At 71.1% G+C, this 25,260-nt stretch carries 23 protein-coding genes; 3 read left to right on the top strand and 20 right to left on the bottom strand.

Annotated features, from left to right (window positions below; translation table 11 throughout):
* Position 1 precedes the first annotated feature (1 nt).
* The 3 genes from ABZU75_RS13610 to ABZU75_RS13600 form a co-directional block, all read right to left on the bottom strand.
* Entirely contained in the window at positions 2 to 2,740 is a 2,739-nt protein-coding gene (locus ABZU75_RS13610) for an Hsp70 family protein (protein WP_355553359.1), read from the bottom strand.
* A 220-nt stretch (positions 2,741 to 2,960) separates the two neighbouring features.
* Positions 2,961 to 3,905: a hypothetical protein gene (locus ABZU75_RS13605; RefSeq protein WP_355553356.1), complete on the bottom strand. Its 945-nt coding sequence runs from the start codon at positions 3,903 to 3,905 to the stop codon at positions 2,961 to 2,963.
* Between the two features lie 39 nt (positions 3,906 to 3,944).
* The gene (locus ABZU75_RS13600; protein WP_355553353.1) at positions 3,945 to 4,814 is read right to left on the bottom strand and encodes an LD-carboxypeptidase; all 870 of its coding nucleotides are present in this window, start codon (positions 4,812 to 4,814) and stop codon (positions 3,945 to 3,947) included.
* Positions 4,815 to 4,898: 84 nt separating this feature from the next.
* Between ABZU75_RS13600 and ABZU75_RS13595 the strand changes: the two genes are divergently transcribed.
* On the top strand, positions 4,899 to 5,789 hold the full coding sequence (locus ABZU75_RS13595) for a sulfotransferase (RefSeq protein WP_355553350.1): 891 nt from the start codon (positions 4,899 to 4,901) through the stop codon (positions 5,787 to 5,789).
* 30 nt (positions 5,790 to 5,819) lie between these two features.
* On the opposite strand, the gene ABZU75_RS13590 is transcribed toward ABZU75_RS13595, so the two are convergent.
* The 6 genes from ABZU75_RS13590 to ABZU75_RS13565 form a co-directional block, all read right to left on the bottom strand.
* Positions 5,820 to 6,152, bottom strand: coding sequence for a transposase (locus ABZU75_RS13590; protein WP_355553347.1), 333 nt, complete (start codon positions 6,150 to 6,152; stop codon positions 5,820 to 5,822).
* Between the two features lie 70 nt (positions 6,153 to 6,222).
* Complete coding sequence (locus ABZU75_RS13585) at positions 6,223 to 8,097, bottom strand: ABC transporter ATP-binding protein (RefSeq protein ID WP_355553344.1); 1,875 nt, start codon at positions 8,095 to 8,097, stop codon at positions 6,223 to 6,225.
* Between the two features lie 220 nt (positions 8,098 to 8,317).
* Positions 8,318 to 9,121, bottom strand: a complete 804-nt coding sequence (locus tag ABZU75_RS13580; protein ID WP_355553341.1) for an enoyl-CoA hydratase/isomerase family protein — start codon at positions 9,119 to 9,121, stop codon at positions 8,318 to 8,320.
* Between the two features lie 135 nt (positions 9,122 to 9,256).
* On the bottom strand, positions 9,257 to 9,472 hold the full coding sequence (locus tag ABZU75_RS13575) for a helix-turn-helix domain-containing protein (RefSeq protein ID WP_030904785.1): 216 nt from the start codon (positions 9,470 to 9,472) through the stop codon (positions 9,257 to 9,259).
* A 114-nt stretch (positions 9,473 to 9,586) separates the two neighbouring features.
* Positions 9,587 to 11,185, bottom strand: a complete 1,599-nt coding sequence (locus tag ABZU75_RS13570; protein ID WP_343972296.1) for an ABC-F family ATP-binding cassette domain-containing protein — start codon at positions 11,183 to 11,185, stop codon at positions 9,587 to 9,589.
* Between the two features lie 176 nt (positions 11,186 to 11,361).
* Positions 11,362 to 12,018, bottom strand: a complete 657-nt coding sequence (locus tag ABZU75_RS13565; RefSeq protein ID WP_350919033.1) for an acVLRF1 family peptidyl-tRNA hydrolase — start codon at positions 12,016 to 12,018, stop codon at positions 11,362 to 11,364.
* Between the two features lie 132 nt (positions 12,019 to 12,150).
* On the opposite strand from ABZU75_RS13565, the gene ABZU75_RS13560 reads away from it, so the two are divergent.
* Together ABZU75_RS13560 and ABZU75_RS13555 are read left to right on the top strand one after the other, a co-directional pair.
* Positions 12,151 to 13,251, top strand: a complete 1,101-nt coding sequence (locus ABZU75_RS13560; protein WP_355553334.1) for an EAL domain-containing protein — start codon at positions 12,151 to 12,153, stop codon at positions 13,249 to 13,251.
* A 213-nt stretch (positions 13,252 to 13,464) separates the two neighbouring features.
* Positions 13,465 to 14,307, top strand: a complete 843-nt coding sequence (locus tag ABZU75_RS13555) for a siderophore-interacting protein (RefSeq protein WP_355553331.1) — start codon at positions 13,465 to 13,467, stop codon at positions 14,305 to 14,307.
* A 7-nt stretch (positions 14,308 to 14,314) separates the two neighbouring features.
* On the opposite strand, the gene ABZU75_RS13550 is transcribed toward ABZU75_RS13555, so the two are convergent.
* The 11 genes from ABZU75_RS13550 to ABZU75_RS13500 all read right to left on the bottom strand — a co-directional run bounded on the left by ABZU75_RS13550 (position 14,315) and on the right by ABZU75_RS13500 (position 25,194).
* Positions 14,315 to 14,920 (bottom strand): response regulator transcription factor, encoded by a 606-nt coding sequence (locus ABZU75_RS13550; protein WP_350919024.1) that lies wholly within the window; start codon positions 14,918 to 14,920, stop codon positions 14,315 to 14,317.
* Positions 14,917 to 16,077 (bottom strand): sensor histidine kinase, encoded by a 1,161-nt coding sequence (locus tag ABZU75_RS13545; RefSeq protein ID WP_355553327.1) that lies wholly within the window; start codon positions 16,075 to 16,077, stop codon positions 14,917 to 14,919. The genes ABZU75_RS13550 and ABZU75_RS13545 overlap by 4 nt, the downstream gene beginning before the upstream one ends.
* On the bottom strand, positions 16,074 to 16,808 hold the full coding sequence (locus ABZU75_RS13540; RefSeq protein ID WP_350954461.1) for an ABC transporter permease: 735 nt from the start codon (positions 16,806 to 16,808) through the stop codon (positions 16,074 to 16,076). The genes ABZU75_RS13545 and ABZU75_RS13540 overlap by 4 nt, the downstream gene beginning before the upstream one ends.
* Positions 16,808 to 17,692 carry an ABC transporter ATP-binding protein gene (locus ABZU75_RS13535; protein WP_355553322.1) on the bottom strand — a complete coding sequence of 295 codons (885 nt, stop codon included), beginning with the start codon at positions 17,690 to 17,692 and terminating at the stop codon, positions 16,808 to 16,810. The genes ABZU75_RS13540 and ABZU75_RS13535 overlap by 1 nt, the downstream gene beginning before the upstream one ends.
* Positions 17,693 to 17,820: 128 nt before the next feature.
* A complete protein-coding gene (hisG, locus tag ABZU75_RS13530) occupies positions 17,821 to 18,666 on the bottom strand; it encodes an ATP phosphoribosyltransferase (protein ID WP_355553319.1) in 846 nt (281 codons plus the stop codon).
* A gap of 61 nt (positions 18,667 to 18,727) precedes the next feature.
* The gene (locus ABZU75_RS13525) at positions 18,728 to 18,991 is read right to left on the bottom strand and encodes a phosphoribosyl-ATP diphosphatase (RefSeq protein ID WP_030904803.1); all 264 of its coding nucleotides are present in this window, start codon (positions 18,989 to 18,991) and stop codon (positions 18,728 to 18,730) included.
* 110 nt (positions 18,992 to 19,101) lie between these two features.
* Positions 19,102 to 21,519: a glycoside hydrolase family 2 protein gene (locus ABZU75_RS13520; RefSeq protein ID WP_355553315.1), complete on the bottom strand. Its 2,418-nt coding sequence runs from the start codon at positions 21,517 to 21,519 to the stop codon at positions 19,102 to 19,104.
* The gene (locus ABZU75_RS13515) at positions 21,516 to 22,400 is read right to left on the bottom strand and encodes an ATP-binding cassette domain-containing protein (RefSeq protein ID WP_355553312.1); all 885 of its coding nucleotides are present in this window, start codon (positions 22,398 to 22,400) and stop codon (positions 21,516 to 21,518) included. The genes ABZU75_RS13520 and ABZU75_RS13515 overlap by 4 nt, the downstream gene beginning before the upstream one ends.
* Positions 22,400 to 23,341 carry an ABC transporter ATP-binding protein gene (locus tag ABZU75_RS13510; protein ID WP_355553310.1) on the bottom strand — a complete coding sequence of 314 codons (942 nt, stop codon included), beginning with the start codon at positions 23,339 to 23,341 and terminating at the stop codon, positions 22,400 to 22,402. The genes ABZU75_RS13515 and ABZU75_RS13510 overlap by 1 nt, the downstream gene beginning before the upstream one ends.
* Positions 23,342 to 24,202: an ABC transporter permease gene (locus ABZU75_RS13505; RefSeq protein WP_355553307.1), complete on the bottom strand. Its 861-nt coding sequence runs from the start codon at positions 24,200 to 24,202 to the stop codon at positions 23,342 to 23,344.
* On the bottom strand, positions 24,199 to 25,194 hold the full coding sequence (locus ABZU75_RS13500) for an ABC transporter permease (RefSeq protein ID WP_355553304.1): 996 nt from the start codon (positions 25,192 to 25,194) through the stop codon (positions 24,199 to 24,201). The genes ABZU75_RS13505 and ABZU75_RS13500 overlap by 4 nt, the downstream gene beginning before the upstream one ends.
* Positions 25,195 to 25,260 lie beyond the last annotated feature (66 nt).

Here is a 25,260-nt window from a genome sequence, read left to right as displayed (position 1 = left end):
GTCAGAGCGGCAGGTGTACCAGGGTCGCGGGCCGGTCGCGGGTGGCGCCGGTGGCGTCGTCGGGGCGGTGCAGGCAGAGCAGGCCCGTGGCGACCCGGACGACCGGCTCGAACATCCCCGGCGTGCGATGCACCTCCCGCGCTCCGCCCGGGGTGATGTGCAGCAGCCTGCTGCGGCCCGCGTCCTGCATGGTCATCCACATCGAGTCACCGTCGGCGACCAGCCTCGGCCGCTCCCAGCGGTGGCGGGAGGTGAGGTGGCCGGCCAGGGTCGCCGACTGCTTGCCCATCAGGAACTCCAGCGTCTGGGAACGCTGGTCGAAGATCCCGACCGACCAGCCCCTGACGGGGCTCACCTGGTCGGTGCCGACCGCGTAGATCTCGTTGCCCGCGGAGAACCAGCGCAGCGCGCCGCCCCGGGGACGCGGCATGACCAGCCTGGTCCTGCCGTCCGCGGTGTCGGCCTCCAGCCCCGCCGAGCCGGAGGTGAACCACCTGCCCCGGTGCAGGACCACCTGGTGCAGCCAGCCGCGCCCCGGCTCGCGCACCGTCGGGCGCACCACGCCGCCGGGGTCGACCAGGCACAGCACCTGCCATGGCCGAAAGTCCTGGTGCCGGTTCTGGAACATCGGCTTGTTGCTGCTGAACTGCCCGAGCACCACGGTGCAGCCCGGCGCGCCCACCGAGGAGGACGGCTCGGTGCCGCTGGGCGCCTCCTGGTCGAGCAGCCGGCGCAGCCTGTTGTCCTCGTTCAGGAACCACTGGGCGTAGGGGCCCAGCTCGCGTGGCTGGGGGGCCTGGAAGGCGAAGCCGCCGCCCAGGTCGAGCTCGATCATGGCCAGCTGGCCGGTCTCCCCCCAGGGCAGGCCCATCGAGGTGTCGACACCGACGACCTGGCGGGAGTGGAAGAAGACCCACGCCGTACGGCCGTGGGCGATCACGGTGGGGTTGCCCCACATCTGCAGCGGGTGGGTGGCGCGGATGGCGAGGTCGCGGGTGAGGGCGCGGACCAGCACCTGCGCGGGCCCGACCTGCTCCACCGCCACGACGCCCTCGCTGGAGGCGGCCCACTCCACGAGCCTGCCGAAGCCGAGCTCCCGGTCGTACCGGCCCTCGATCCCGTCGAGTCTGCGCAGCAGGTGGCCCTGCTCGAAGGCCTGGTGGACGAAGACCTGGCCCGCCTCGATGCGCGCCTCCAGCACGCCGTCCATCACCTTCTCGATCCCCTGGACGCTGGGCCCGTCCCCGCCCGCCGCGCCCCCTCGGCCCGCGGGCCGGCCGCCGAGCTCCCGGTGCCCTCCGGTGGCACCGTCGCCGGGACCGGTGAGCACCCGGTGGCCGCCGGTGGCACCGCCCTCGGGACCGCTGAAGGACCGGTGTCCACCGGTCGGAACTGCCACCGGCGCACCGGGCACACTGGGCGTGTGGTGGCCCACCGCCGGTCCGGCCGCCACCGGGCCCGGAGGATTCGCCACCGGGCCGGTGAAGGCCCGCTGCCCCGTGCCGGCGACGCCGGGAGCGCCGGGAGCACTGGGGGCCTGTCCCGTGCCGGAAACACCCGCCGCACCGGCGGGCACCCGGTGGCCGCCGGTGGGGGTGCGGCCCGCACCGGGCTCGTGGTGCTCGACCTTGAGCTTCCAGGCCAGCTGCGCGGCGCCGTAGGCGACCACGATCTTCGGGTCGTCGTAGGTCCGCACCCGGTCGCCGAAGCGCTCGCGTACCGCCTTCTGGACCAGCGGCATCCGGCTGGGGCCGCCGGTCATGAACACCGCGGCCAGTTCGCCGGGCTCGACCCCCGCGCCGCGGATCGTCTCGTCCAGGATGTCGACCGTCCTGACGATCTCCTCGCCGATGAGATCCTCCAGGTCGGCCCTGGTGATGTGCACGTCCTCGTTGATGCCGACCACGTAGTGCGAGGAGGTGTCGAACTTCGACAGCGTCTCCTTGGCCTCCCTGGCCATCTTGAGCAGGTCCGCGGCGTAGCTGACGTAGCGGCGCTCGGGGTTGGTGGTCACCTGCTGCCACCAGTCGGCGTCGAGCCCCTCGATCTGGGCTCCGAGGAACGCGAAGACCTGTTCGTCGAACCCCTCGCCGCCGATCTCGTCGCTGCCGCCCGGCTCGCCGACGACCGCGAAGTCACCGCCGTCCACGGTGAGCACCGCGGCGTCGAACGTACCGCCGCCGAGGTCGTAGACGGCCAGCCGCGACCCGCCGTCCGCCCGCCCGGCGGAGGCGAAGTAGCGGGCCGAGGCGACGGGCTCGTCGATGAGCACGATCCGCACGCCGCTGACGACCTTCCTGGCCGCCGCCAGCAGCACCGCCTTACGGTCGGCGTCCCAGGCCACCGGGTGGGTCAGCGCGATGCAGTCGGGATCGGCGCCGTCGAAGCGCCGCCGTCCCTCGCTGACGAACAGCTCCAGCAGCGCCGCCATGGTGTCGGCCACGTCCACCGGGACACCGCCGAGCAGCATCCGGCCCCGGCCGACGTAGCGCTTGGGATTACGCTCGACCCGCTCGGGGCTGATCGCGATGCCCCGCTGGGCGATCCTGCCCGCCACGAGCGTCCCCCGCTCGTCCAGCATGACGGCGGAGGGGATGCGCCGCTCTCCCTCGACCTCCAGGACGTCGAAGCGCCCTTCGGCCGCTATCACCCCGGCGGAGAAACTCGTCCCCAGATCGACACCGAGGCACCACTGCGCCATGTCCCACCCCTCGTAGATCCAGACCTCATCATGCCCCATCTCGCGACCACGGCCAGGGCGCGGGCGGGGGCGCCGGCCGATCCGGGAAGGGGAGCGGCGGCCACCGAGGTGGGCGTGGAGGGGCGGGACACATCCTCTCGCGTCCGCGGTCGCCATGGCGAACGGTCGGCGGTCGACATCGTCCCCGTACCGGAAGAAGGTGGGGGGCTCCCGGTGCCGAGGTGTGCTCACGCCACCTCGGCTTCGGGTGGCCGGCGGATCAGCCGGCGCCGGACTCGCCGTCGGAGTGGCTCTCCGGGCGGGCGGCCATCGCCGCCAGGACGCGCGCGAAGTCCGGCGGGGGCGCGACCACCAGCCGGGTCTGTCCGTCCTGGCTGACCAGGTCGGCCCTGATCAGGGAGAGGCGGCCACCGTGCCACCAGTAGACCTGCGGGCTGAGCGCCTCGGCACGCAGATCGAACTCCCGCTGGGCGAACAGCCGGAGCCGCTCGATCGCGCGGACCACGCCGATGCCCTCGACCGGATGGACGATCAGCGTCGCCGGGTCGGGCAGCGCGACGAGGACCCCGTCGGAGGGGACGGGCAGGTAGTCGCCCAGCCTGCGCAGGTGGGCGGCGGCGCCGGCGGTGGGTCCGGTCAGCCTGCGGACCGCCACGCCACCGAGGTCGCCCTCCGTGACCGAGAGCCGCTCGTCCCGGCGGGCGTTCTCCAGGGCCACATCGAGCGCCTGGGCGGCGGTGATCGGCCAGCAGCCGACCTCCTCGGGGCGGACCGGGCGACCGGCGGGGCCGTAGCCGATGGTGAGCACCTCGACCAGGTCGGCGGTGAGGTGACGGCCGACCACGCGGGCCGAGTCGAGGTCGTCGTCGAGCTGGATGCGGGTCCGCAGCATCGGGCGCACCTGCTCCAGGTCACAGGCGTCGAGCGGCTCGTCCGCCGTGGCCAGGACGTGGGCCAGGTGCTCGGAGACGAGCACCGGCCAGTCCTCGCGGGAGCGCCTCAGCGCCTCGGCGCGCAGCCCCGCCAGTCGCACCACGACCCGGCGCGGGCCGGTGAGCGTCAGGACGGCACCGCCGGGGTCGAAGGCGCAGGCGTAACCGAGACTGTCCGCGACCAGGGCGAGCAAGGAGTCGAGATCGACCTCTTCGATCGGGCGCGGTAGCGCCTCGGTTCGCCGGTCACGGTGCCGCCGGAACAGTCTCACGCGTGCGCCCCCTCTGCCGGTTTCCTCCTAGGTTCGCACCTAGAGTGCCTTGTCGACGCCCCCTGTTGAGTAGGTCAGAGAGCACGATTTTGCATCAATAGCACCAAGTGCCCCAAGCAATACTGAAAATTGTGGCGCTCCATGCCCTACCGGCAGCCCCGCGATGACGGGTACCCCGAGCGGCGCGAGCAACTCCTCCAGCACCGGGTAGGGGTCACCGCAGTCGACCCAGGAGCCCAGGACGAACCCGGCCGCTCCGTCGAGCGCCCCCGCCTGCAGCAGCTGGGTGAGCATCCTGTCGATCCGGTACGGCGCCTCGTCGACGTCCTCGAGCAGGACGATCCGCCCCCGGGCCGACAGCGCGTACGGCGTGCCGCAGAGTGCGGCCAGCAGGCTGAGGTTACCGCCGGTGACCGGTGCCGTGACCGCACCGGGAACGATCACCCGGTCACCGGTGATCGGCGGCGGCGTCCCGGCGAGGGCGGCCGTGAAGTTCTCGAAGGTGCGCGGCTCGGGCCCTTCCGGGTCGCTGATCGTGGAACAGGCCGGCATCGGCCCGAACCAGGAGGCGACGCCCAGCTCCACGGCGAACGCGCTGTGCAGCGCGGTGACGTCGCTGGAGCCGACGAGCGCCTTGGGATCGGCGGCCCGCATCGCCTCCCAGTCCAGCAGGCCGAGGAGCCGGGTGGCACCGTAGCCGCCGCGGGCGCAGAACACCGCGCTCACCGCGGGGTCGCACCAGGCGTCCTGCAGGTCGCGGGCGCGATCGGCGTCGGAGCCCGCCAGGTAGCGGTCCCTGTCGAGGACGTGGGCCCCGATGACGACCTTCAGGCCGAGCCCCTCCAGGACGCGGACGCCACGCGCCAGCCTTCCGAAATCTGGAGGTCCCGACGGGGCGACCACCGTCACGGTGTCACCCGGGCATGGCGAGGGCGGGACCGGTATGCCGGCCGGTTCGTTCACTCCCCAAACGGTGCCACACTGGGCTTTCATATGCGACCTCCGCCTCACATCCTGGTGGTCAACGGCATCAAGGTCCGCCACCCGGTGTTCGTGCTCGCCGCCCCGCACTCTGGCGCGGACCTGCTGGCCCGTGCCCTGAAACGCTCCCCCGGGTTCCACGTCACCATGGGACGTGCGGCGGTGGCACACGTCGTCTACGCCTTCGCCCGGCGCCCCTCGATCGCGGGGCGGGGCATGGGCGCGACCCGCGTGCTCCGCGACGCCATGGCCGAGTCCTGGCAGATCGTCCCCGGCGCCTGCGAGGAGTGCCCGGCCCCGTGCCGGGAAGCGGGCGGCGTGACCGGAGCGGGCCCCTGCGTGGCCTCGGGTTCGGTGGCCCGCTTCGGCGACGCCAGCCCCGACCTGCTCTACAGCGCCTCGGTGCTGTTGCAGGCCTTTCCGGACGCCCGTTTCGTCCAGTTGATCAGGGACGGCCGGGACGTGGCCGCCGACATGCTGGCCGACCCCGCCTCCCTGACCTGGTTCAAGCCGGCCATGCTGAGCGACGAGACGGAGTTCCCCAACCCCTTCCTCGGCGTCAGCTCCGGCGAGCACCGCGAACGCTGGAAGGCGATGCCCACGGCGGGAAAGTGCGCGCTGCGCTGGCGCAGCGCGGTCCGGCTCGCGGCCTCGCTCCACCAGGAGCTGCCCCGCGAGCAGTTGCTGACCCTGCGCTACGAGGACCTGGTCTCCTCCCCGGCCGAGGCCATGGGCGAGCTCTCCCGCTTTCTGGAGACGCGGGTCCCCAAGATCGCCCTGCTGGGCCGGAACATGCCGAAGGTCGGCGTCTGGCGCACCCGCCTGCGCGGCCAGGACGCCGAACTGGTGGCCAAGGTCGCCCGCGAGGAGCTCACCCGCCTGGGCTACGTCCCCTCATCCTGACGCCGGCCCGCGTTCCCCTCCGTCAACCGGTCACCAGTTGGCGACCACGAACATCGCACCTGGACGGATGTCCCCGGGCGGGGCCGGCCGCCGGGCGGGAGCGCTCGGCAGCGCGTCCAGGATCGCCTCCCAGGTGCCGTCCCGGCACCAGCGGCGATGCCGGTTGTAGACCGTCTTCCACTTGCCGTAGGCCTCGGGCAGCTTCCGCCAGGGGCAGCCGGTCCTGGTCCGGAAGAACACTCCGTCGATGATCGTGCGGTGATCGGCCCACCGGTTCCCCTGCCTGGCGTGATCGGGCAGTAACGGCGCCAGCCGTGTCCACTCGTCGTCGGTCAGGTCATCACGTCTAAGCCGGTCTTCCACGCCCCCATGATCTACACCATCCGCGCTGGAAGAGCCACTCGAAGGCGCGCCGCCGGCACCGCGGACGCGGTCAGGACGCCTGACTGAACTGAGTCCGGTAGAGCTCGGCGTAGACCGCCCCCCTGCTCAGCAGTTCCTCGTGCCGGCCCCGCTCGACGATGCGGCCGTCCTGGACCACCAGGATCTGGTCGGCCTCGCGGATCGTGGACAGCCGGTGGGCGATGACCAGCGAGGTGCGCCCGGCCAGCGCGACCTTCAGCGCCTGCTGGACGGCGGCCTCGGACTCGGAGTCCAGATGCGCGGTGGCCTCGTCGAGGACGACCACCCGGGGCGCCTTGAGCAGCAACCTCGCCAGGGCCAGCCGCTGCTTCTCGCCACCGGACAGCCGGTGCCCCCGGTCGCCCACCACGGTCTCCAGCCCCTCGGGCAGGTCCAGCACCAACTCGGCGATCTGGGCGGCCCGCAGCGCCTCCCAGATCTCCTCCTCACTCGCCTCGGGCCTGGCGTAGCGGAGGTTGGCCCCGATGGTGTCGTGGAACAGGTGGGCGTCCTGCATGACGACCCCCACGCTGTCGCGCAGCGAGGCCAGGGTGGCGTCGCGCACGTCCAGGCCGTTGATCCGTACCGCGCCCTCGCTGACGTCGTAGAGGCGCGAGACCAGGCCCGTGATGGTGGTCTTCCCCGCTCCCGAGGGGCCGACCAGGGCGACCATCTGGCCGGGGCGGGCGGTGAAGGTGACGCCGCGCAGCACCTCGTGGCCCGGCCCGGTGTCGGGGCGGGCCACCGCCTCCAGCGAGGCCAGCGACACCTCCGAGGCCGTGGGGTACCTGAACCGGACGTCGTCGAACTCCACGGAGACCGGCCCCTCGGGAAGGGGCCTGGCGTCGGGCCGCTCGGCGACCATGGGCCGCAGGTCGAGCACCTCGAAGACCCTGTCGAAGCTGACCAGCGCGGTCATCACGTCCACGTGCACGTTCGACAGGCTCGTCAGCGGGCCGTACAGGCGCATCAGGAGGGCGGCGAGGGCCACCAGGGTGCCGAGCTCGAAGACGCCGGAGACGGCCAGCAGGCCCCCCAGGCCGTACACCAGGGCGGTGGCCAGCGCCGCCACCAGGCCGAGCGCGACCCGGAAGACCGTCCCGTACATGCCCACGGTGACGCCGACGTCGCGCACCCGCCCCGCCTTGCCGCCGAAGGTGGCCGCCTCGTCGGCCGGGCGGCCGTACAGCTTGGCGACCATCGCGCCGGCGACGTTGAACCGCTCGGTCATCATGGAGCTCATCTCGGCGTCGAGCTCCATCTGCTCACGGGTGAGCCCGGACATCTTCCTGCCGACCCACTTGGCGGGGAGGACGAAGATCGGCAGCAGCACGAGGGCGACGAGGGTGATCTGCCACGAGAGCACCAGCATGGCGCCGAGAACCAGCACCAGCATGACCACGTTGGCCACGACCGACGACAGCGTGCTGGTCAGGGCACGCTGGGCTCCGATGACGTCGGTGTTGAGCCGGGAGACCAGGGCGCCGGTCTGGGTGCGGGTGAAGAAGGCCACGGGCATGCGCTGGACGTGGTCGAAGACCTCGGTGCGCAGGTTGTAGATGAGACCCTCGCCGATCCGCGCGGAGAACCAGCGCTGGGCCAGGGTGAGCACCGCGTCCGCGACCGCCAGGCCCGCGATGACCAGCGCGAGGGCGATCACCACCCCCTGGCGCCTGGCGACGATGCCGTCGTCGATGATCGCCTTCATCAGCAGCGGGTTGGCGATCACGATGACCGAGCCGACCACGACCAGCGCGAGGAAGGCGGCGATATGCCGCGAGAAGGGCCTGGCGTAGCGGGCGATGCGCCGGACCGTGCCCGGCGTCAGACGCTCCTTGGTCACCGAGCTGTCCCGCCGGAGCGAACGCATCATCTGGGGGCCGAAGCCCCCACCCATCATCGCCATCTGGCCTCCTCTCCCGATGCGAGCACCGGGAGAGGCTCGCTCATTCCCCCGTCAGCTTGAGGCGAACACCGGTGGCTCGTCCGGGAGAAGGGCGGCTTCTCGCCTCCCCTGCCGAGACGGGCCCCGGCCGTTTCGCAGCCGGGAGCCGTGGCGGGGAGGCGATTCACCTGCCCGGCGGTCTCCTCGCCGAACATGACGGACCGTTTGAAAACTCGATGACCTACCCGAAAACCGCCTTGATACGCGCCTCCTGTTCGCGCGCCTCGGCCGCGGCCTGCTCCTCCAGCGTGCGCCCCGAAGCACCCTGAAGCAGCCGCTTGGTCGCCGTCGCGGCGTCGCGGTTGGTCGCCAGCAGCGCGGCGGTCAGGTCGCGCACGGCCTCCGTCAACTCCCCCGGTGCGACGACCAGTTCGGCCAGGCCGATCCTGGCCGCCTCCTGCGCCCCCACGACGCGGGCGGTCAGGCAGATCTCGATGGCCCGGGACAGGCCCACCAGATCGACCAGTGGCTTGGTGCCGGTCAGGTCGGGAACCAGCCCGAGAGCCGGCTCCTTCATGCACAGTTCGGCGTCGTCCGCCAGGACCCGCAGGTCGCAGGCGAGCGCCAGCTGGAACCCCGCACCGACCGCGTGGCCCTGCACGGCCGCCACGGAGACGATGTCGGGACGTCTCAGCCAGAGAAAACCCCGCTGGGCCGCCGCCACCCGGTCGACGAAAGCCGTCTCGTCGAGTGTCGCCAGGGACGTGAACGCCCCCTGCCCTGGCACCCCCTCCGGGGTGAACATCCTCAGATCGATCCCCGCCGAGAAGGACGGCCCCTCACCTCTGATCACGACGACCCTCACCTGCTGCGGCAGGTTGTCACCGATATGAGCCAGAGCCGACCAGGTAGCGAACGTCTGAGCGTTCCGCTTCTCCGGACGGTCCAGCGTGATCGTCGCGATCTCGCCGTCCACCTCGTAGCGCAGACCGACCTCCTTCAGAGAGATCTCCTCCGCACTCCCCCCGAACGCCACTTCCACCATCGCCCGTTCTCCCACCTTCCGTTTCCGCCTCGCCCGAGCCTATCGACTCTCCAGAATGAGGTTCTATAGGCTCGGGCGGGAACGGCTTCGGCGTGTGGGGGACGAGCGGCTGCGGTCGCGCGTTCCGAGGCGGAGTCAGCGCTTGGACTTGCCTCGGGTGGCGCCACCGCGCCCGCGCAGAGTCACACCGGACTCGCTCAGGATGCGGTGGATGAACCCGTATGACCTGCCGGTCGAAGCGGCCAGAGCGCGGATGCTTTCACCCGCGCTGTAGCGCTTCTTGAGATCGGAGGCCAGTTTTTCACGGTCGGCCCCGGTAACCCGGGTGCCCTTCTTGAGAGTCTCGGCCACGAGTACCTCCTGTAGTGCCAGACTTCCGCAGCGTTACACACGCCATGATCAGTCATTTCAGCGAGATCGGCTACCTACTCCACGGGAAAAGATCCGTACCCGCTCAAATTAAGATCAGGCAAGTGCCACAAGATCGGAAAATTCGTCGCTCCATGCGTCTTCAACTCCGTCAGGTAGCAAGATCACCCTATCGGGTCGTAGAGCCTCTACAGCACCCTCATCATGCGTGACGAGCACAATCGCCCCAGAATAGGACTTTAGCGCCGAAAGAACCTGTTCCCGGCTGGCCGGATCGAGGTTGTTCGTGGGCTCGTCGAGGAGGAGGACATTGGCCGCCGACAGCACCAGCGTGGCCAGCGCCAGCCGCGTCTTCTCCCCGCCCGACAGCACCCCCGCGGGCTTGTCCACGTCGTCGCCGGTGAACAGGAACGAGCCCAGAACCTTGCGCAACTCCACGTCGGGGAGCTCTCCCCCGGCCGAGCGCATGTTCTCCAGCACGCTACGGCCGGGGTCGATCGTCTCGTGCTCCTGCGCGTAGTAGCCCAGCTTGAGCCCGTGGCCGGCCTTGACCGCCCCGGTGTCGGGCTCCTCGACGCCCCCCAGAATGCGCAGCAGGGTGGTCTTCCCCGCGCCGTTCAGGCCCAGGATCACGACCCTGCTGCCCCTGTCCACGGCGGCGTCGACGTCCGTGAAGACCTCCAGGGAGCCGTACGACTTCGACAGCCCCTCCGCCATGATCGGGGTACGCCCGCACGGAGCCGGCTGGGGGAAGCGCAGCTTGGCGACCTTGTCGCCGCGCCGCTCCACCTCCAGGCCGGAGAGCAGGCGCTCGGCACGGCGCTGCATGTCCTGCGCGGCCTTGGCCTTGGTGGCCTTGGCACGCATCTTGTCGGCCTGCGACATCAGGGCGGAGGCCTGCTTCTCGGCGTTGGCGCGCTCGCGCCTCCTGCGCTTCTCGTCGGTCTCCCGCTGGGCCAGATAGGCCTTCCAGCCGACGTTGTAGGTGTCGATCACCGCACGGTTGGCGTCGAGGTGCAGGACGCGGTTTACCGTCGCTTCAAGAAGCCCCACGTCGTGGCTAATAATGATCAAGCCGCCCTGGTGAGATCGTAAAAAATCACGAAGCCACCCGATTGAGTCAGCATCTAGGTGGTTTGTCGGCTCGTCAAGAAGGAGAGTCTCTGCCCCGCTGAAGAGAATTCGAGCCAGCTCCACCCGCCTGCGCTGCCCGCCGGAGAGCGTCTCCAGCGGCTGGCCGAGCACCCGGTCCGGCAGCCCCAGGCTGGAGGCGATGGAGGCGGCCTCCGACTCGGCGGCGTACCCGCCCAGCACGTGCAGCCGGTCCTCCAGGCGCCCGTAGGCGCGCACGGCGCGGTCTCTGGTGCGATCGTCCGCCGAGGACATGCCCAGCTCGGCCTCGCGCAGCTCACGCAGCACCTCGTCGAGCCCGCGAGCCGACAGGATACGGTCGCGGGCGAGCACGTGCAGGTCACCGGTGCGCGGGTCCTGCGGCAGGTAACCCACCTCCCCGCTGATGGAGACCGTGCCCGAGGCCGCCGCCCCCTCTCCCGCGAGCACCCGGGTCAGCGTGGTCTTCCCGGCCCCGTTGCGGCCGACGAGCCCGATCTTGTCGCCGGGGTTCACCCGGAACGACGCGCCCTCGATGAGCAGGCGGGCCCCGGCCCGCAGTTCGATGTCAGAAGCTACGATCATGGTTGGAGAACACTCCCAGCAGGAAATACACAGGCTCACTTCACTGTGGCCGAACCCGCCGCGCCCTGTGTCTCCCGGCTCTCGGCTCGGCCGTCTCGCCTTCATCGGGACGACGGTCAATCGGGAGTGCGCATACCGATCAGTGTACGGCGCGGCAAGGGCCCGGCTCTCCTCGATTAGGTGGGATCGCTCACCCTGATGCGGACCGCGCGGAACTGGGCGGGGGTGTCCCGCAGGACCACCAGCCTCGGATCGGGAACCGTCAGGAAGGGCTCGGCCTCCAGCGCGAAGACCGGGGCGAGCCTGCGGTCCGAGCGCAATGCGTCGACCGCGCGCCGGTCTCCACCGAGCACGACCGCCTCCAGCTCGTCCACCCGCGGCCCCAGGACGCGCAGCGCCACCTCGGCCGCCGCCTCGTGCGCCTGGTCCACCTGCTTCTCCCTGCGCCGGGCGAAGCGCCGCTGTGACCAGCCGCCCGCCGCGCTGCGCCCGTGCACCGGCCGCGAGCCGACCTTGGAGGAGAGCAGTTCCTCTCCCTGGAAGATCCCCGCCGCGTGTCCCCCCAGCCGCACCAGCAGCACCCCGACCCTGCGCTCGGTGCGCACGTGGGTGACCAGACGCGCCAGCGGACCGCCCCCGGCCTGGACGAGCGGCGGAAACGGCACCTGGCACTCGGCGACCGCGCCGTCCGCGCCGTCGAGGCGTACGGCGGAGGCCGAGGCCGTCACCCGCGGCGGCCCGTGCCTGTCGACGAAACCGTCGATCCAGCGGTTCAGGCGGTCGGGCGCCACCGAGACCCAGCGGCCTCCCCCCTTGGCCGGTCGCGACGTCATGAAACGCGACACTACCGGCTGACCTCGCGGAACACACGATCACGCTGGACAAATCCAACGAATAGCGAAATATCAGTGAACATCGCCGCACGTTGCTTCTATGGCGCCAAAGGAACCCCCATCCTTTTGAACGTGACGACCAGAGCGCACGTCAACCCGCAGGACCCCACAGCGGCCCCCGCGGGCCTCACGCCTGTCGTCGACCTCGATACCGGAGGCGTCATCGCGCTCCAGGCGGGAGGCGCGAGCCGGGGGAACATCTCCACCACGATCCAGACCGTGCACGACGCCGCTGCCGGCGAGACCCTGCTGCCGCTGGTGCTGACCCTGCCGACGGCCGCGGTGATCGGCGGCACGGCCGCGCTCGCGCCGCTCCACGAGGCCCTCCGCGCGTCCGGGCGGCGTCCCCGCGAGGTGATCCTCACCGTGCGGGGTGACTTCGCCCAGTTCGAGCGCCGCTCCCTGATCGTCGGCCTGGACGGCCTGCGCGCCATCGGCTACCTCATCGCGGTGGGCGACCTGGGCGCCGGGCACATCCCGCTGGACCTTCTCGCCGACGCGGCGCCGTACCTGGCGGTGATCTCCCCGGAGCTGATCGCCCAGGTGCCCCGCGACCCGCGCCGCACCGCCATCGGCGAGGGTCTGGCCCGGCTCGCCCGGGAAGCCGGCGCGCACGTGCTGGCCCCCGGCGTGCGCGACGAGGCACAGCTCTCCGCGCTCCGCGGCTGGGGGGTCCGGCTCGCGCAGGGCCCGCTGCTGGCCCCCGGCCCGTCCGGCCGGGTGCACGTACCACTCCCGGTCGTCGAACAGGAGCCGTCCCGCTTCACGCTCGGTCCACGCGTCCAGGAGCTCCTGCTGCCCGCGGTGACCCTCCCCTACGAGGCCACCGCCGAAGCCGCGATCGACGCCTTCGGCGGTGAGCCGTCCATCACCAGCGTGGTCCTCGTCGACGAGTACCAGCGCCCCAAGGGCAGCCTCGACCGCAGCCGCTTCCTGCTGTCGATCTCCGGCCGGTTCGGCCACGCCCTGCACGGCAAAAAGCCCGCCGGACGGCTGGCCGACCCCGCCCGCGCGGTCCCCAGGACGACCACCGCCATCGCGGCCATGCAGGTCGCGGGCCGCGACGCCGAGCGCGTCTATGACGACCTGGTGGTCACCGACGAGGTCGGCCGCTGCATGGGCATCGTGCGGGTCTCCGACCTGATCCGCCAGGTCGCATCCATGCGGCACTGAGGCACGGACACCCGAGGCCGGAGGGTCTCCGTACCGGCACCATCGCCTTTACAATGTAGATTCATAACGGCGGCCACCGGCTCCGCGACGGCGGGCCACAGGATCATCGCCGCCCCCGGAACGGGCAGACCGGGTGGCGGCCTCCTTCACTCCGCTTCGGTGACGTATGGTACGAGTTAGGTTCACCTAACTTTGACTCCCCCGGAGTGGCATATGGCAGACGAGAAAGCCGCACGCAAGGTGACGAGCGGCCGGGTCCAGCGGGTCGAGCGGCTCACCCCGCACATGATCCGGGTGGTGCTCGGCGGCCCGGAGCTCGCCGGTTTCCGCGCGGACGAGTACACGGACCACTACGTGAAGCTGCTGTTCGCCCCGGCGGGGGTGAGCTACCCGCAGCCGTTCGACTTGGAGGCGATCCGCCGCGACCTGCCCCGCGAGCAGTGGCCCACCACCCGCACCTACACCGTCCGCCGCTGGGACGCCGACGCGGGCGAGCTGACGATCGACTTCGTCCACCACGGCGACAGCGGCCTCGCCGGGCCGTGGGCCGACCGGGTCCAGCCGGGTGAGGAGATCTGTTTCTTCGGCCCGGGCGGGGCCTACGCCCCCGACCCGGAGGCCGGCTGGCACCTGTTCGCGGGGGACGAGAGCGCGCTGCCGGCCATCGCCGCCTCCCTGGAACGCCTCCCCGCCGGGGCGCGGGCCTGGGCCTTCATCGAGGTCGAGGACGCCGGGGAGGAGCAGCGACTCGACTCACCGGGCGACGTGAAGATCGTCTGGCTGCACCGCACGGGTGGCCCGTTCGGTGAGCGGCTCGTCCAAGCGGTCCGCGAGCTGGACTTCCCCGACGACGCCGTGCACGCCTTCGTCCACGGCGAGGCGGGCTTCGTCCGCGAGCTCAGGCGCCACCTGCGCGCCGAGCGCGGCATCCCGCTGTCTCAGCTGTCCATCTCGGGCTACTGGCGCCTGGGCCGCGACGACGAGGCCTGGCGCTCCACCAAGCGCGAGTGGAACGAGCAGATCGAGGCCGAGGAGGCCGCGGCGCTCTCCTCGTGAACCCGGCTCAGAGCCAGCCCTGGGTGCGGGCGCGCTCGACGGCCTCGATGCGGTTGCGGGCGTGCGTCTTGCGGATGGCCGAGGAGAGGTAGTTGCGGACCGTACCCTCCGACAGGTGCAGGCGCGCGGCGATGTCGGCGATGCTGGTACCGCCCGAGGCGGCGACCAGGACGTCACGCTCGCGGGGCGACAACGGGTTGGGGCCGGCACTGAGCGCGGCGGCGGCCAGGCCCGGGTCGATGACGCGCTCGCCGCCGCGGACCCGCCGGACGGCGGCGGCCAGCTCCCTGGCCGGGCTGTCCTTGACCAGGAAGGCCATCGCGCCCACCTCCATCGCCCTGCGCAGATAGCCGGGGCGGCCGAAGGTGGTCAGGATCATGATCCGGCAGCCGGGCAGTGCCTCGCGGATCCGCGAGGCGGCGGTGATGCCGTCGTCGCCGGGCATCTCGACGTCGAGCAGCGCGACATCCGGCCGGGTCCGCAGGGCCACGGCGAGCGCCTCCCCGGCGTCGGCGGCCTCTCCCACCACCTCGATGTCGGGCTCCAGGCCGAGGAGCGAGGCCAGGGCGCCCCGCACCATCGCCTGGTCCTCCACCAGCAGCACCCGGATCATCGAACCCCTCTCGTCGTCGGCGGGCGAAGGGTCTCGGCATGCGGCACCGTGACCCTGAGGGCGAAGCCGGTCGGCCGCGGCCCGGCAGACACCGTGCCGCCGGCCGCCCGCACCCGCTCGGTGAGCCCGGTCAGCCCGCTGCCCGGCCCGTACGAGGCCGCGCCGCGCCCGTCGTCCACGATCTTCAGGGCCGCGACCTCCTCGTCCATGGTCACCTCGATCTCGCACCGGGTCGCCCGCGCGTGCCGGATGACGTTGGTGACGCCCTCCCGCACCGCCCAGCCCAGCAGTTCGTCCAGCGCGTCCGGCAGCGGGGTGCCCGCGAGCCGGATCGTCAGCCTCGTCCCGGCGGCCTCCAGAGCGGCGCGGGCACCGTCCAGCTCGCCGGAGAGGCCACGCTGGCGGTAGCCGGTGACGGCGTCGCGCACCTCGACCAGCGCCTGCCTGGCCACCGACTCGATGTCGCGGATCTCCGCCACGGTCCGTTCCGAGCCGCTCTCCGCCAGCCGCCCGGCCAGCTCGCTCTTCAGCACGATCAGTGACAGGCTGTGGCCGAGCAGGTCGTGCAGGTCCCTGGCGATGCGCAGCCGCTCCTCGCTCGCGGCCAGCCGCGCCACCTCCTCCTGTGCCTGGCGGAGCCTCGCCACCAGCATCCGGGTGTTGCGCACCCCCATGAACAGGACGCCGAGCGTGATGACCTGGAAGACGAGCACCAGGGTGGTACCGGGGTCGTGCTCCTTCAGCAGGCCGATCAGCGCGACGGCGAGGCCCATCGCGAGGACGCCGGCCACCGAGAACCGGGGACGCAACGCCATGCCGTAGATCACGGCCAGGTAGATCGGCAGGGTCAGCCAGCCGCCGCCGAAGGCCGCCGCCAGGCCGACCCCCAGGAGCGTGGTCATCCCCAGCAGCCAGTACGTCAGGCGGGTCGGGTCGCCGAAGTTCCTCGGGCTCAGCACCGCGGCGATGTAGAGGGCGACGAAGGCGGCCAGGCCGGCGCCTCCCCAGACGGCCCTGTCCCCGGCCACCTCGCCGGTGACGATCTCCAGGACCGGGAAGCACAGGTAGACCAGGCCGATGGAGATCCCCGACAGACGCCGGAGGCGGGACGGGCGCTCGCCCGTCCCGCCGAAGGTGAGCGCGGAGACGCGCATCATGCGCGCGCGAGTGCCCTGCGGTAGGCGAACACCGCGGCGGTGCCGAGCAGCGCGGCCCAGGCCACGACGATCACCACGGCGGACGTCGGCACCGCGCCGTCGGCGACGAGGTGCTGGCCGATGTCGGCGTAGGAGAAGGAGGGCATCGCGTGCACGACGCTCTTCATGGCCTCGGGCATGATCTCCACAGGGAACCACAGCCCGCCCAGGATCGCCAGCCCGAATGTGCTGATCATCGCGGCCGACTGCGCGGCGTCCGCGGGCAGCAGCGAACCGAGGAGCAGGCCGAGCGCGGCGAACGGCACGGCGCCGATCCACAGGGCCGGGATCAGCGCGAGCCACTCCCCCACCGGCAGCCGGACGCCCTGGGTGAGGACCGCGGCCAGGCAGACCAGCACCATGGACGGCAGCACCAGCAGCAGCGAGGCGATCAGCTTGGTGACGATGATCGCCCAGCCGGGCAGCGGGGTGACCTGGAGTTGACGGAGCCAGCCGGACTGCCGCTCCTGCGCCCACGGCACGGCGGTGCTCATCAGACAGGCCGCGATCGCCCCGTACGCGGCCATGGAGACCATGAGGACGACGGCGGCCCGTACCCCGCCGGAATCCGTCTGGGCGCCCCAGATGCCGGAGAAGATCAGGTAGAACACCACGGGGAAGCCCACCACGAAGATGATGTAGCGCTTGTTGCGCAGCATCCTCAGGACCTCGATTTTGACGTAGTTCGGCATCAGGACTCCCGGGTGAGGGCGAGGAAGGCGTCTTCGAGGTCGGCGCCGATGATCCTGAGGTCGCGGATCTCCAGCGAGGTGCCCCGGTACAGGGCCGCCACGGTGGCGTCGGGGTCGGCGGTGCGCAGCGTGACGACGCCCTGGGAGATCTCCGCGGCGGAGACGCCCGGCAGGCCGTCCAGCCCCGCGACCGGCTGCCCGCCCAGGGTGAAGCGGACGACATGGTCGCCGATCCCCGACTTGATCTGGGCGGCGGTGCCGTCGGCCACGACCCGGCCCCGGGTGATCACGATGACCCGGTCGGAGTTCTCGTCGGCCTCCTCCAGGTAGTGGGTGGCGAACAGGACCGTCCGGCCCTCGGCGGCGTAGTCGCGCATGCTCTTCCAGAACCGCAGCCGCGACTCCACGTCCATGGCCGCGGTGGGCTCGTCCAGCACCAGCAGTTTGGGCGCGCCCGCGATGGCCAGGGCGAACCTGACCCGCTGCGCCTGCCCGCCGGACAGCTTGTCGGCGCGCCGCCGCGCCAGTTCCGTGAGGTCGGCCACCCGCAGGATCTCGTCGAGACCGAGCGGCTCCGGGTAGAGCCGCCGGACGAAGTCGACCAGTTCCCTGACCGTGAGCTCACCGATGAGCTCACCGCTCTGCAGCATGGCCCCGATCTCGCCCCGGGCGACGGCCGCCTCGGGGGAGCCTCCCAGGATCTCGACACGGCCCCCGCTCGGGCGGATCAGGCCGAGCATCATGTTGATCGAGGTTGACTTGCCGGCCCCGTTGGGGCCGAGCAGGGCGACGGTCCGGCCCGCCTCGACGGCGAGGTTCAGGCCGTCGACGGCGAGCACGTTGCCGTAGCTCTTGCTCACGTCTGTGAGGGCGATGGCGTCCATGCCCCAACGCTAGGAGCGCCCGGCGGGAATCCTCAGTGCCGCTTCTCCGGGTTTGGGGATGACATTTGTCAGATCTGCGGACACCGCCGCGGGCCGGGCCGGTGGCGCGGAGGGGCGCGGACGGCGGGTCAGATCCGGCAGGCGAAGATGGCGGTCACCAGGATGGCCTTGGCGCCGATCTCCCAGAGCTGGTCCATGACCTGCTGGTGCCCCTTGCGCGGGACCATGGCCCGGACCGCGACCCAGCCCTCCCGGTGCAGCGGAGAGACCGTGGGGCCCTCCATGCCGGGGGTGAGGGCGATGGCCTCCTCGATCCGCTCGGCGCGGATGTCGTAGTCCATCATCACGTAGTCACGTGCCATCAGCACGCCCTGCAGGCGGCGGACGAGTTGCTGCAGGCCCGGGGCCTCCACGGCGCCGGTCCGCTTGATCAGCACACCCTCGGAGCGGGCGATCGGCTCGCCGAACACCTCCAGGCCGATGTTGCGCAGCGTGGTGCCGGTCTCCACCACGTCGGCCACGGCGTCGGCCACGCCCAGCCGGATGGCGGTCTCGACGGCGCCGTCCAGCTTGATCACCCGGGCGTCGACGCCCTGTTCGGCCAGGTAGGACTCCAGCAGGCCCGCGTAGGAGGTGGCGACGCGTTTGCCCTTGAGGTCGGCGACGGAGGCGAAGTCCCCCGGATTCGCGGCGAAGCGGAAGGTGGAGCGGCCGAAGCCGAGCGGGATGATCTCCTCGACCTGCGCCCCGGAGTCGTGCAGCATGTCGCGGCCGGTGATCCCGGCGTCCAGGGTGCCCTCGCCGACGTAGACGGCGATGTCCTTGGGCCGCAGGAAGAACAGCTCGCAGGAGTTCTCCGGGTCGACGACCACGAGCTCCTTGCTGTCCTTGCGGGCGCGGTATCCGGCTTCCTTGAGTATCGTCTGGGCGGCCTCGGTGAGGGCGCCCTTGTTGGGTACGGCGAGACGGAGCATGGCTGGGTTCCTTACCTGTGGACGGGATCTGCCTACGAGACCGGGAGCCGGGCGCACCGGCTCACAGATGCTTGTAGACCTCGTCCAGTCCGATCCCCCTGGCGATCATGAGGACCTGCACGTGGTAGAGGAGCTGGGAGATCTCCTCGGCCGCCCGCTCCTTCGACTCGTGCTCGGCCGCCATCCAGCTCTCGGCGGCCTCCTCCACGACCTTCTTGCCGATGGCATGGACTCCGGCGTCCAGCGCGGCCACGGTGCCCGAGCCCGCGGGCCGGGTGCGCGCCTTGTCGGACAGCTCGGCGTACAGCTCTTCGAAGGTCTTCATGATCTCTCTCGGCGTCGTCGGATGTGCGCGTCAAGCCTAACGGGCTCACCGACCCCGGCGTGTGCGGGTCCACCCTCGCCGGACGCGAGCCGCCGGGTGATCTCCGGAGGTCACCACTCCATTTGACCGTCCCGTGCCCGGGCCGCCCATGGGGGCGGCCCGGGGGACGTTCGGTCGTTGACGCAGCGGAGCACCGGGCGGGTGACGAGAGCGGCCGGATCGGGCGAGCCCGTCACGTGCAGGGTGACGCTCTCACCGGGAAGCAGGGTCAGCAGCATGTCGTCCACCCAGGACGCCGGATCGAGGCGATCGGGGAACAGGGCCAGCTCGCGCAGGAGGGTACGGGCGGTGACGGTGACATCCAGGCCGCCGGCCGCGGGCACGACCTCGGTGTCATAGGCGGCCACCGGGAAGGCGACCCGCGGGTCCTCGACGAAGAAGCGGAGCACGCGGTGCTCGCCCAGCCGTACCGAGAGCAGCTCGGCACACGGGTCCCCGGGGACGGCCACCGAGTCCGGCAGCCCGACCCTGGCCACCGAGCGCGCCGCCACCTCGACCGCGACCCTCTCGGTGGCCAACACCTCCCCGCCCAGGCCGAGCCGCGACAACTCCAGCTCACCCGACCACGGCTGCGGGCCGTCGTTGACCACGGCCACGACGCCGTCGCAGACGGTGAGCAGACGGTCGGCGTAGACACGGCGCAGCGCGTACCACAGGGGCTTGCGCCGCCCGGCGCCGTCGACGGCCGACCAGGAGGTGACCGGCCAGCAGTCGTTGAGCTGCCAGACGATCGTGCCCGCGCAGTGCGGCGCCAGCGCCCGGAAGCGCTCGATGCCAAAGGCCACCGCCCTGGCCTGGTTGAGCTGGGTCAGGTAGTGCCAGTCGTCGAAGGTCTGCGGCCGGGGCAGGTGCTCACCGAGGCCGCGCAGCAGCTTGGCGTTGCCCTCGTGCGCCTTTTGGTGGTGCAGCACGCCGGGCGAGGTGGGGGTGAGCGGGTCGTCGCTGACCGCCCCGCGCAGCGTGGCGTGGGCGGGCGGTCCCTGGAAGCCGAACTCGGCCACGAAGCGGGGGCGATAGTCGCCGTAGCGGGTGTAGTCCTCGCGGTTCCACACGTCCCAGATGTGGACGGTGCCGCGCGCGGGGTCGTTGGGCGGCAGGTCGGGGTCACCGGAGTACGGGCTGCCCGGCCAGTAGGGGCGGGTGGGGTCGAGTCCGGCCAGCAGCGAGGGCAGCAGATCGTAGTAGAAGCCCGCCCCCCAGCTTTTCTCCCCCAGCTCCTCGCGCCAGCCCCAGTCGGCCTGGCCCTCGATGTTCTCGTTGTTGCCGCACCACAGCACCAGCGAGGGGCGCCAGGACAGCCGGGTGATGTTCTGGCGCGCCTCGGCCTCCACCTCGCTCGCCAACGGCTCCTCCTCCGGATAGGCGGCGCAGGCGAACGGGAAGTCCTGCCAGATGAGCAGGCCCAGCTCGTCGGCCAGGTCGTAGAAGTCCTCGCTTTCGTACAGGCCGCCGCCCCAGACCCGCAGCAGGTTGACGCCCGCCCCGACCGCCTGGCCGAAGCGCTCGGCCAGCCGCTCGCGGGTGACCCTGGCCGGGAAGCAGTCGTCGGGGATCCAGTTGACGCCGCGCACGAAGACCGGCACGTCGTTGACGACGACGGTGAACCCCTCGCCGGTGCGGTCCAGGCGCACGTCGCGAAAGCCGATCCGGCCCGTCCAGGTCTCCTCGCCGAGGCGTACGACCAGCTCGTAGCGGTCCTGTGCGCCGTAGCCGCGCGGCCACCACAGCCGGGGGTCCTCCACCCGCAGCTCCAGGACCGCCTCGCACTCGCCGGCGGCCAGCCGCACCTCGCGCTCGACGCCCGCGACCGAGGCCGTCACGGTCACCGGGACGTTTGTGGCGCGCTCGAGCGTGACGTGCACCTCGACGCGGCCGTCCCCGCTCACCAGCGGCCGCACCGACGCCAGTCTGGCCCCGCTCCAGGAGTGCAGCCCGATCGGCCGCCAGATGCCGGAGGTGACCACGGCCGGACCCCAGTCCCAGCCGAAGTTGCAGGCCATCTTGCGGATGAACTGGTAGGGCGCCGGATAGGCGCCGGGCCGCTCGCCCAGCTCGGCCCGGCGCGCCTCGGCGTAGGCCTGCGGGGAGGCGAACCGGATCCGCAGCGTGTTCTCGCCCTCGCACAGCAGCTCCCGCACCGCGAAGCGGTAGGAGCGGTGCTGGTTGGCCGTGGCCGCGACCCGCACACCGTTGAGCTCGACCGTGGCGATGGTGTCCAGGCCCTCGCAGACCAGGTCGGCGCGGTCGTGGGAGTCGGCGCTCCAGGTGAAGACCGTCTCGTAGTCCCAGTCCGAGCGGCCTATCCAGGTCAGCCGGTTCTCGTTGTCGTCCAGGTACGGGTCCTCGATGAGCCCGGCGGCCAGCAGATCGGTGTGCACGCACCCCGGCACCGTGGCGGGGACACGGGAGGTCCCGCCACCCACCTGGCGCAGGGTCCAGCCCTCGTGCAGTGCCCTAACCGTCGTCAACTCACGCTCCTTGTCAGTGTGGTGTCGCCCCGCCGGACGAGGTGCCCCGGTTCCTCCTCCACCAGCGTGGAGGGCCCTGCCGAGACGTCCTCGGCGGGGACGGCGGGATCGCCGCCGTCCCACCGGGCGGTGAGCCTCGGCACCGACGACAGCAGCTTGATCGTGTACGGGTGGAGGGGGTTGCCGAACACCGCGGCGGTGGGACCGGACTCCACCACCTGCCCCCGGTACAGGACCACGGCCCGCTCGCTGATGTAGTTGCCCAGCGACAGGTCGTGGGTGACGAACAGCACCCCGAGGCCGCGCGACTTCAGGTCGGCGAGCAGGTTGAGGACGTCGATCCTGGTGGAGGCGTCGAGCATGCTGGTGATCTCGTCGGCGACGAGGTACCTGAGGTCGAGCAGCAGCGCCCTGGCGATCAGCAGGCGCTGCAGCTGGCCACCGCTGAGCTGGTGCGGATACCGGCCCAGGACCTGCCCGGGGTCGAGGCCGACGTCCTTGAGCGACTTCTCGATCCTGCCCTCCCACTCGGAGGCCGCGACGCCGGGAAAGTACTCGTCCTTGATCATCTTGACTACCCGGTCGGCCTTGAAGACCGGGTTGTAGCAGCTGAACGGGTCCTGGAAGACGCCCTGCACGTGCCGGTAGTACGCCTTTCCCGGCCGCGCGGGGGCTCCGTCGAGGGTGATCCTGCCCCGCGTCGGGGTGAGCAGCCCGAGGACCGTCTTGCCGAGGGTCGTCTTGCCGCTGCCGCTCTCGCCGATGAGGGAGACCACCTCCCCCGGCGCGAGGTCGAGGCTCACGTCGTCGACGGCGGTGAGGGTCGCGGTGCCGAAGGCACCCACCCGGTAGGTCTTGGTGACCCCTTCGAGACTCAGCATTACGCCTTCCAACAAGCGACGTGGTGGCCGGGGGCGACCTCGATGGGCGGGGGGTCCTCGGCGCACCTGTCGAAGGCCAGCGGGCAGCGGTCCCTGAACCGGCAGCCCTGCGGCGGATCGAGCAGCGAGGGCGGCCGCCCGGGGATGCCGGAGAGCCTGCGCTCCGCGTGGCGGACCCCGACCTCGGGCAGCGAGGAGATCAGCATCCGGGTGTACGGGTGGCGCGGCTCGCTGACGATCACGCTCGCGGGGGCCTTCTCGGCCAGCTTCCCCGCGTACATGATCATGATCGTGTCGGCGATCTGGTAGGTCAGCGAGATGTCGTGGGTGACGAAGATCATGCTGCGCACGAAGCCCCGGTCCCGAAACTCCACGAGGGTCCTGGCCACGGCCTTCTGGGTCGACACGTCCAGCGCGGAGGTGATCTCGTCGGCGATGAGCAGGGAGGGGTCGAGCAGCGTGGAGATGACCATCACCATCCGCTGCTTCATCCCGCCGGACAGCTCGATCGGGTAGCGCCCCAGGATGTCCCTGGGCAGCTCCACCAGGTCCAGCCGGCGCTCCAGCTCGGCTGTGTCCACGCTCTCGCCCCGGGAGGCGAGCAGCTCGGTGATCATCCTGCCGATCCTGCGGGTGGGGTTCATCGCGCTCATGGAGTACTGCGGGATGAGCGACACCCGCTTGAAGCGGAAGGGGTTCATCCGCCGGTCGTCGCCGATGGGCAGTTCCTCGCCGTCCAGCGAGACGGTGCCCCCGGCCAGCCGCATCCGGCCGTCCATCCTGATCAGGCTCTTGCCGAGGGTGGTCTTGCCGCAGCCGGACTCGCCGGCCAGGCCGAGGATCTCGCCGTCGCCGACGCCGAAGCTGACGCCGTCCAGCGCCTTCACCTCGCCGCGCAGAGTCCTGTAGTGGACCCTGAGGTCGTCCACACGCAGAGTCATCTACAGCTCCCGCAGTTTCGGGTTGAAGACCTCGTCCAGGCCGACGTTCATCACGTACAGGGCGCCGACGATGGCGGTGATCCCGGCTCCCGGCGGGATGAACCACCACCACATGCCCAGGTGCAGGGCGCTCCAGCGGGCCGCGTTGTTGAGCATCAGGCCGAGCGAGACACCCTCGCTGGGGCCGAGCCCGATGAAGTCCAGCGAGGCGGCGATCAGGATGGACCCGCCGAACAGCAGGATGAAGGTCATGAAGAGGTACGAGCTCATGTTGGGCGCGATCTCCCTGGCGATGATCTTCCAGGTGCGCACGCCGCTGAGCTTGGCCAGGTCCACGAAGTCGCGCGAGCGCAGCGAGAACGTCTGGGCCCTGATGGCCCTGGCCGCCCACGGCCAGGAGGTGAGCCCGATGAAGAGCGCCTGCACGCCGACGCTGCGGACCCCGAGGTAGGCGTTGACGATCAGCAGCACCGCCAGCGCGGGCAGGACCAGGACGATGTTGGTGAGCATGTTCAGCACCTCGTCGACCAGGCCGCCCCGGTATCCGGCGGTGAAGCCGATCGCCATCCCGATGATCGCGGCCAGCCCGCCGCCGAGCAGCCCCACGATGAAGGTGACGCGCAGGCCGTAGACGAACTGGGCGAAGATGTCCTGGCCGAACATGGTGGTGCCGAACCAGCGCTCGGCCGAGGGAGGCGAGGCCGGGGTGGCGACGTAGGCGTTCGGGTCGCCCCCCGCGATCAGCGGGGCGGCGGCGGCCAGGACGAGCAGCGGGACCAGCACGACCAGTCCGGCCAGCAGCTTCCCGTTGCGCAGCGCGAAGTACAGACCCTCGTTGCGCCTGGTGGGCACGGCCGTCATGCCGCCTCCCCTCCTATCCCGGTCCTGGTACGCGGGTCGACCAGGACGTAGACGATGTCGATGATGAAGTTGGCGACCAGCACGCCCACCACGATGAACAGGAAGGTCCCCTGCAGCAGGAAGAAGTCCTGGTTCTGGATCGCCTGGAGGATCAGGTGGCCGAGCCCCGGATAGGAGAAGACGATCTCGGTGACCAGGGCTCCGGCCACGAGCACGCCGAGTTGCAGGGCCAGGCCGGTGATCTGCGGCAGTACCGCGTTCCTGAAGGCGTAGCGCCGGATGAGCCGCCGCGAGGCCCCCAGCGAGGACAGGTAGGTGGAGTAGTCGGCCTCCAGCTCATAGATGATCATGTTGCGCATGCCGATCGCCCAGCCCCCGAACGCCACGAGGAAGAGCGAGACGAACGGCAGGAACCAGTGCAGCGCCAGGTTGCCGACGAACTCCCACGACCAGTTGGGCCGCATGGCGAAGCTGTAGCCGCCGGAGACGGGGAAGATCCCCGCCACGATGCCCAGCCCCCAGGCCAGCAGGATCGCCAGCCACATGTAGGGCGTCGCGGTGAGCACGTACCCGATCGGCAGCGCGGTGTTGTCCAGCCACTTGCGCCTGGCGGCGAAGGCGCCGAACCTGTTGCCCGCCCACCAGCTGAGCAGGATGGACGGGATGAGCAGTGCCAGCGTGTACGGCACCGCCCGGATGATGATGTCGGTCACCGGGGTGGGGAACAGCCAGATGCTGGTCCCCAGATCACCCCGGAACAGCGCGGCCCAGAAGTTGCCGTACTGCTCCCAGAGCGGCAGGTCGAGCCCGAACAGGCTCGTGTAGTGGGCGCGCATCGCCTCAACGGCGGCGGGCTGTGACACGTTGGCCCTGGCCAGCATGCTCTGGACCGGGTCTCCCGGCATGAAGCGCGGGATCATCCAGTTGATCGTGACGGCCACGAGGAAGGTGAGCCCGTACACGAGCAGCTTCCGGCCGAAATAGCGTCGCACGCGATCCTCCCGAATCGGCGAGATGAGCCCCTCCCCGCGCCGCGCGCGGGGAGGGGGCGAGAGTCG

This window comes from Streptosporangium sp. NPDC005286, assembly GCF_040607515.1.
Taxonomy (GTDB): Bacteria; Actinomycetota; Actinomycetes; order Streptosporangiales; family Streptosporangiaceae; genus Streptosporangium.
This window is presented reverse-complemented; position numbering and strand designations above follow the sequence as displayed.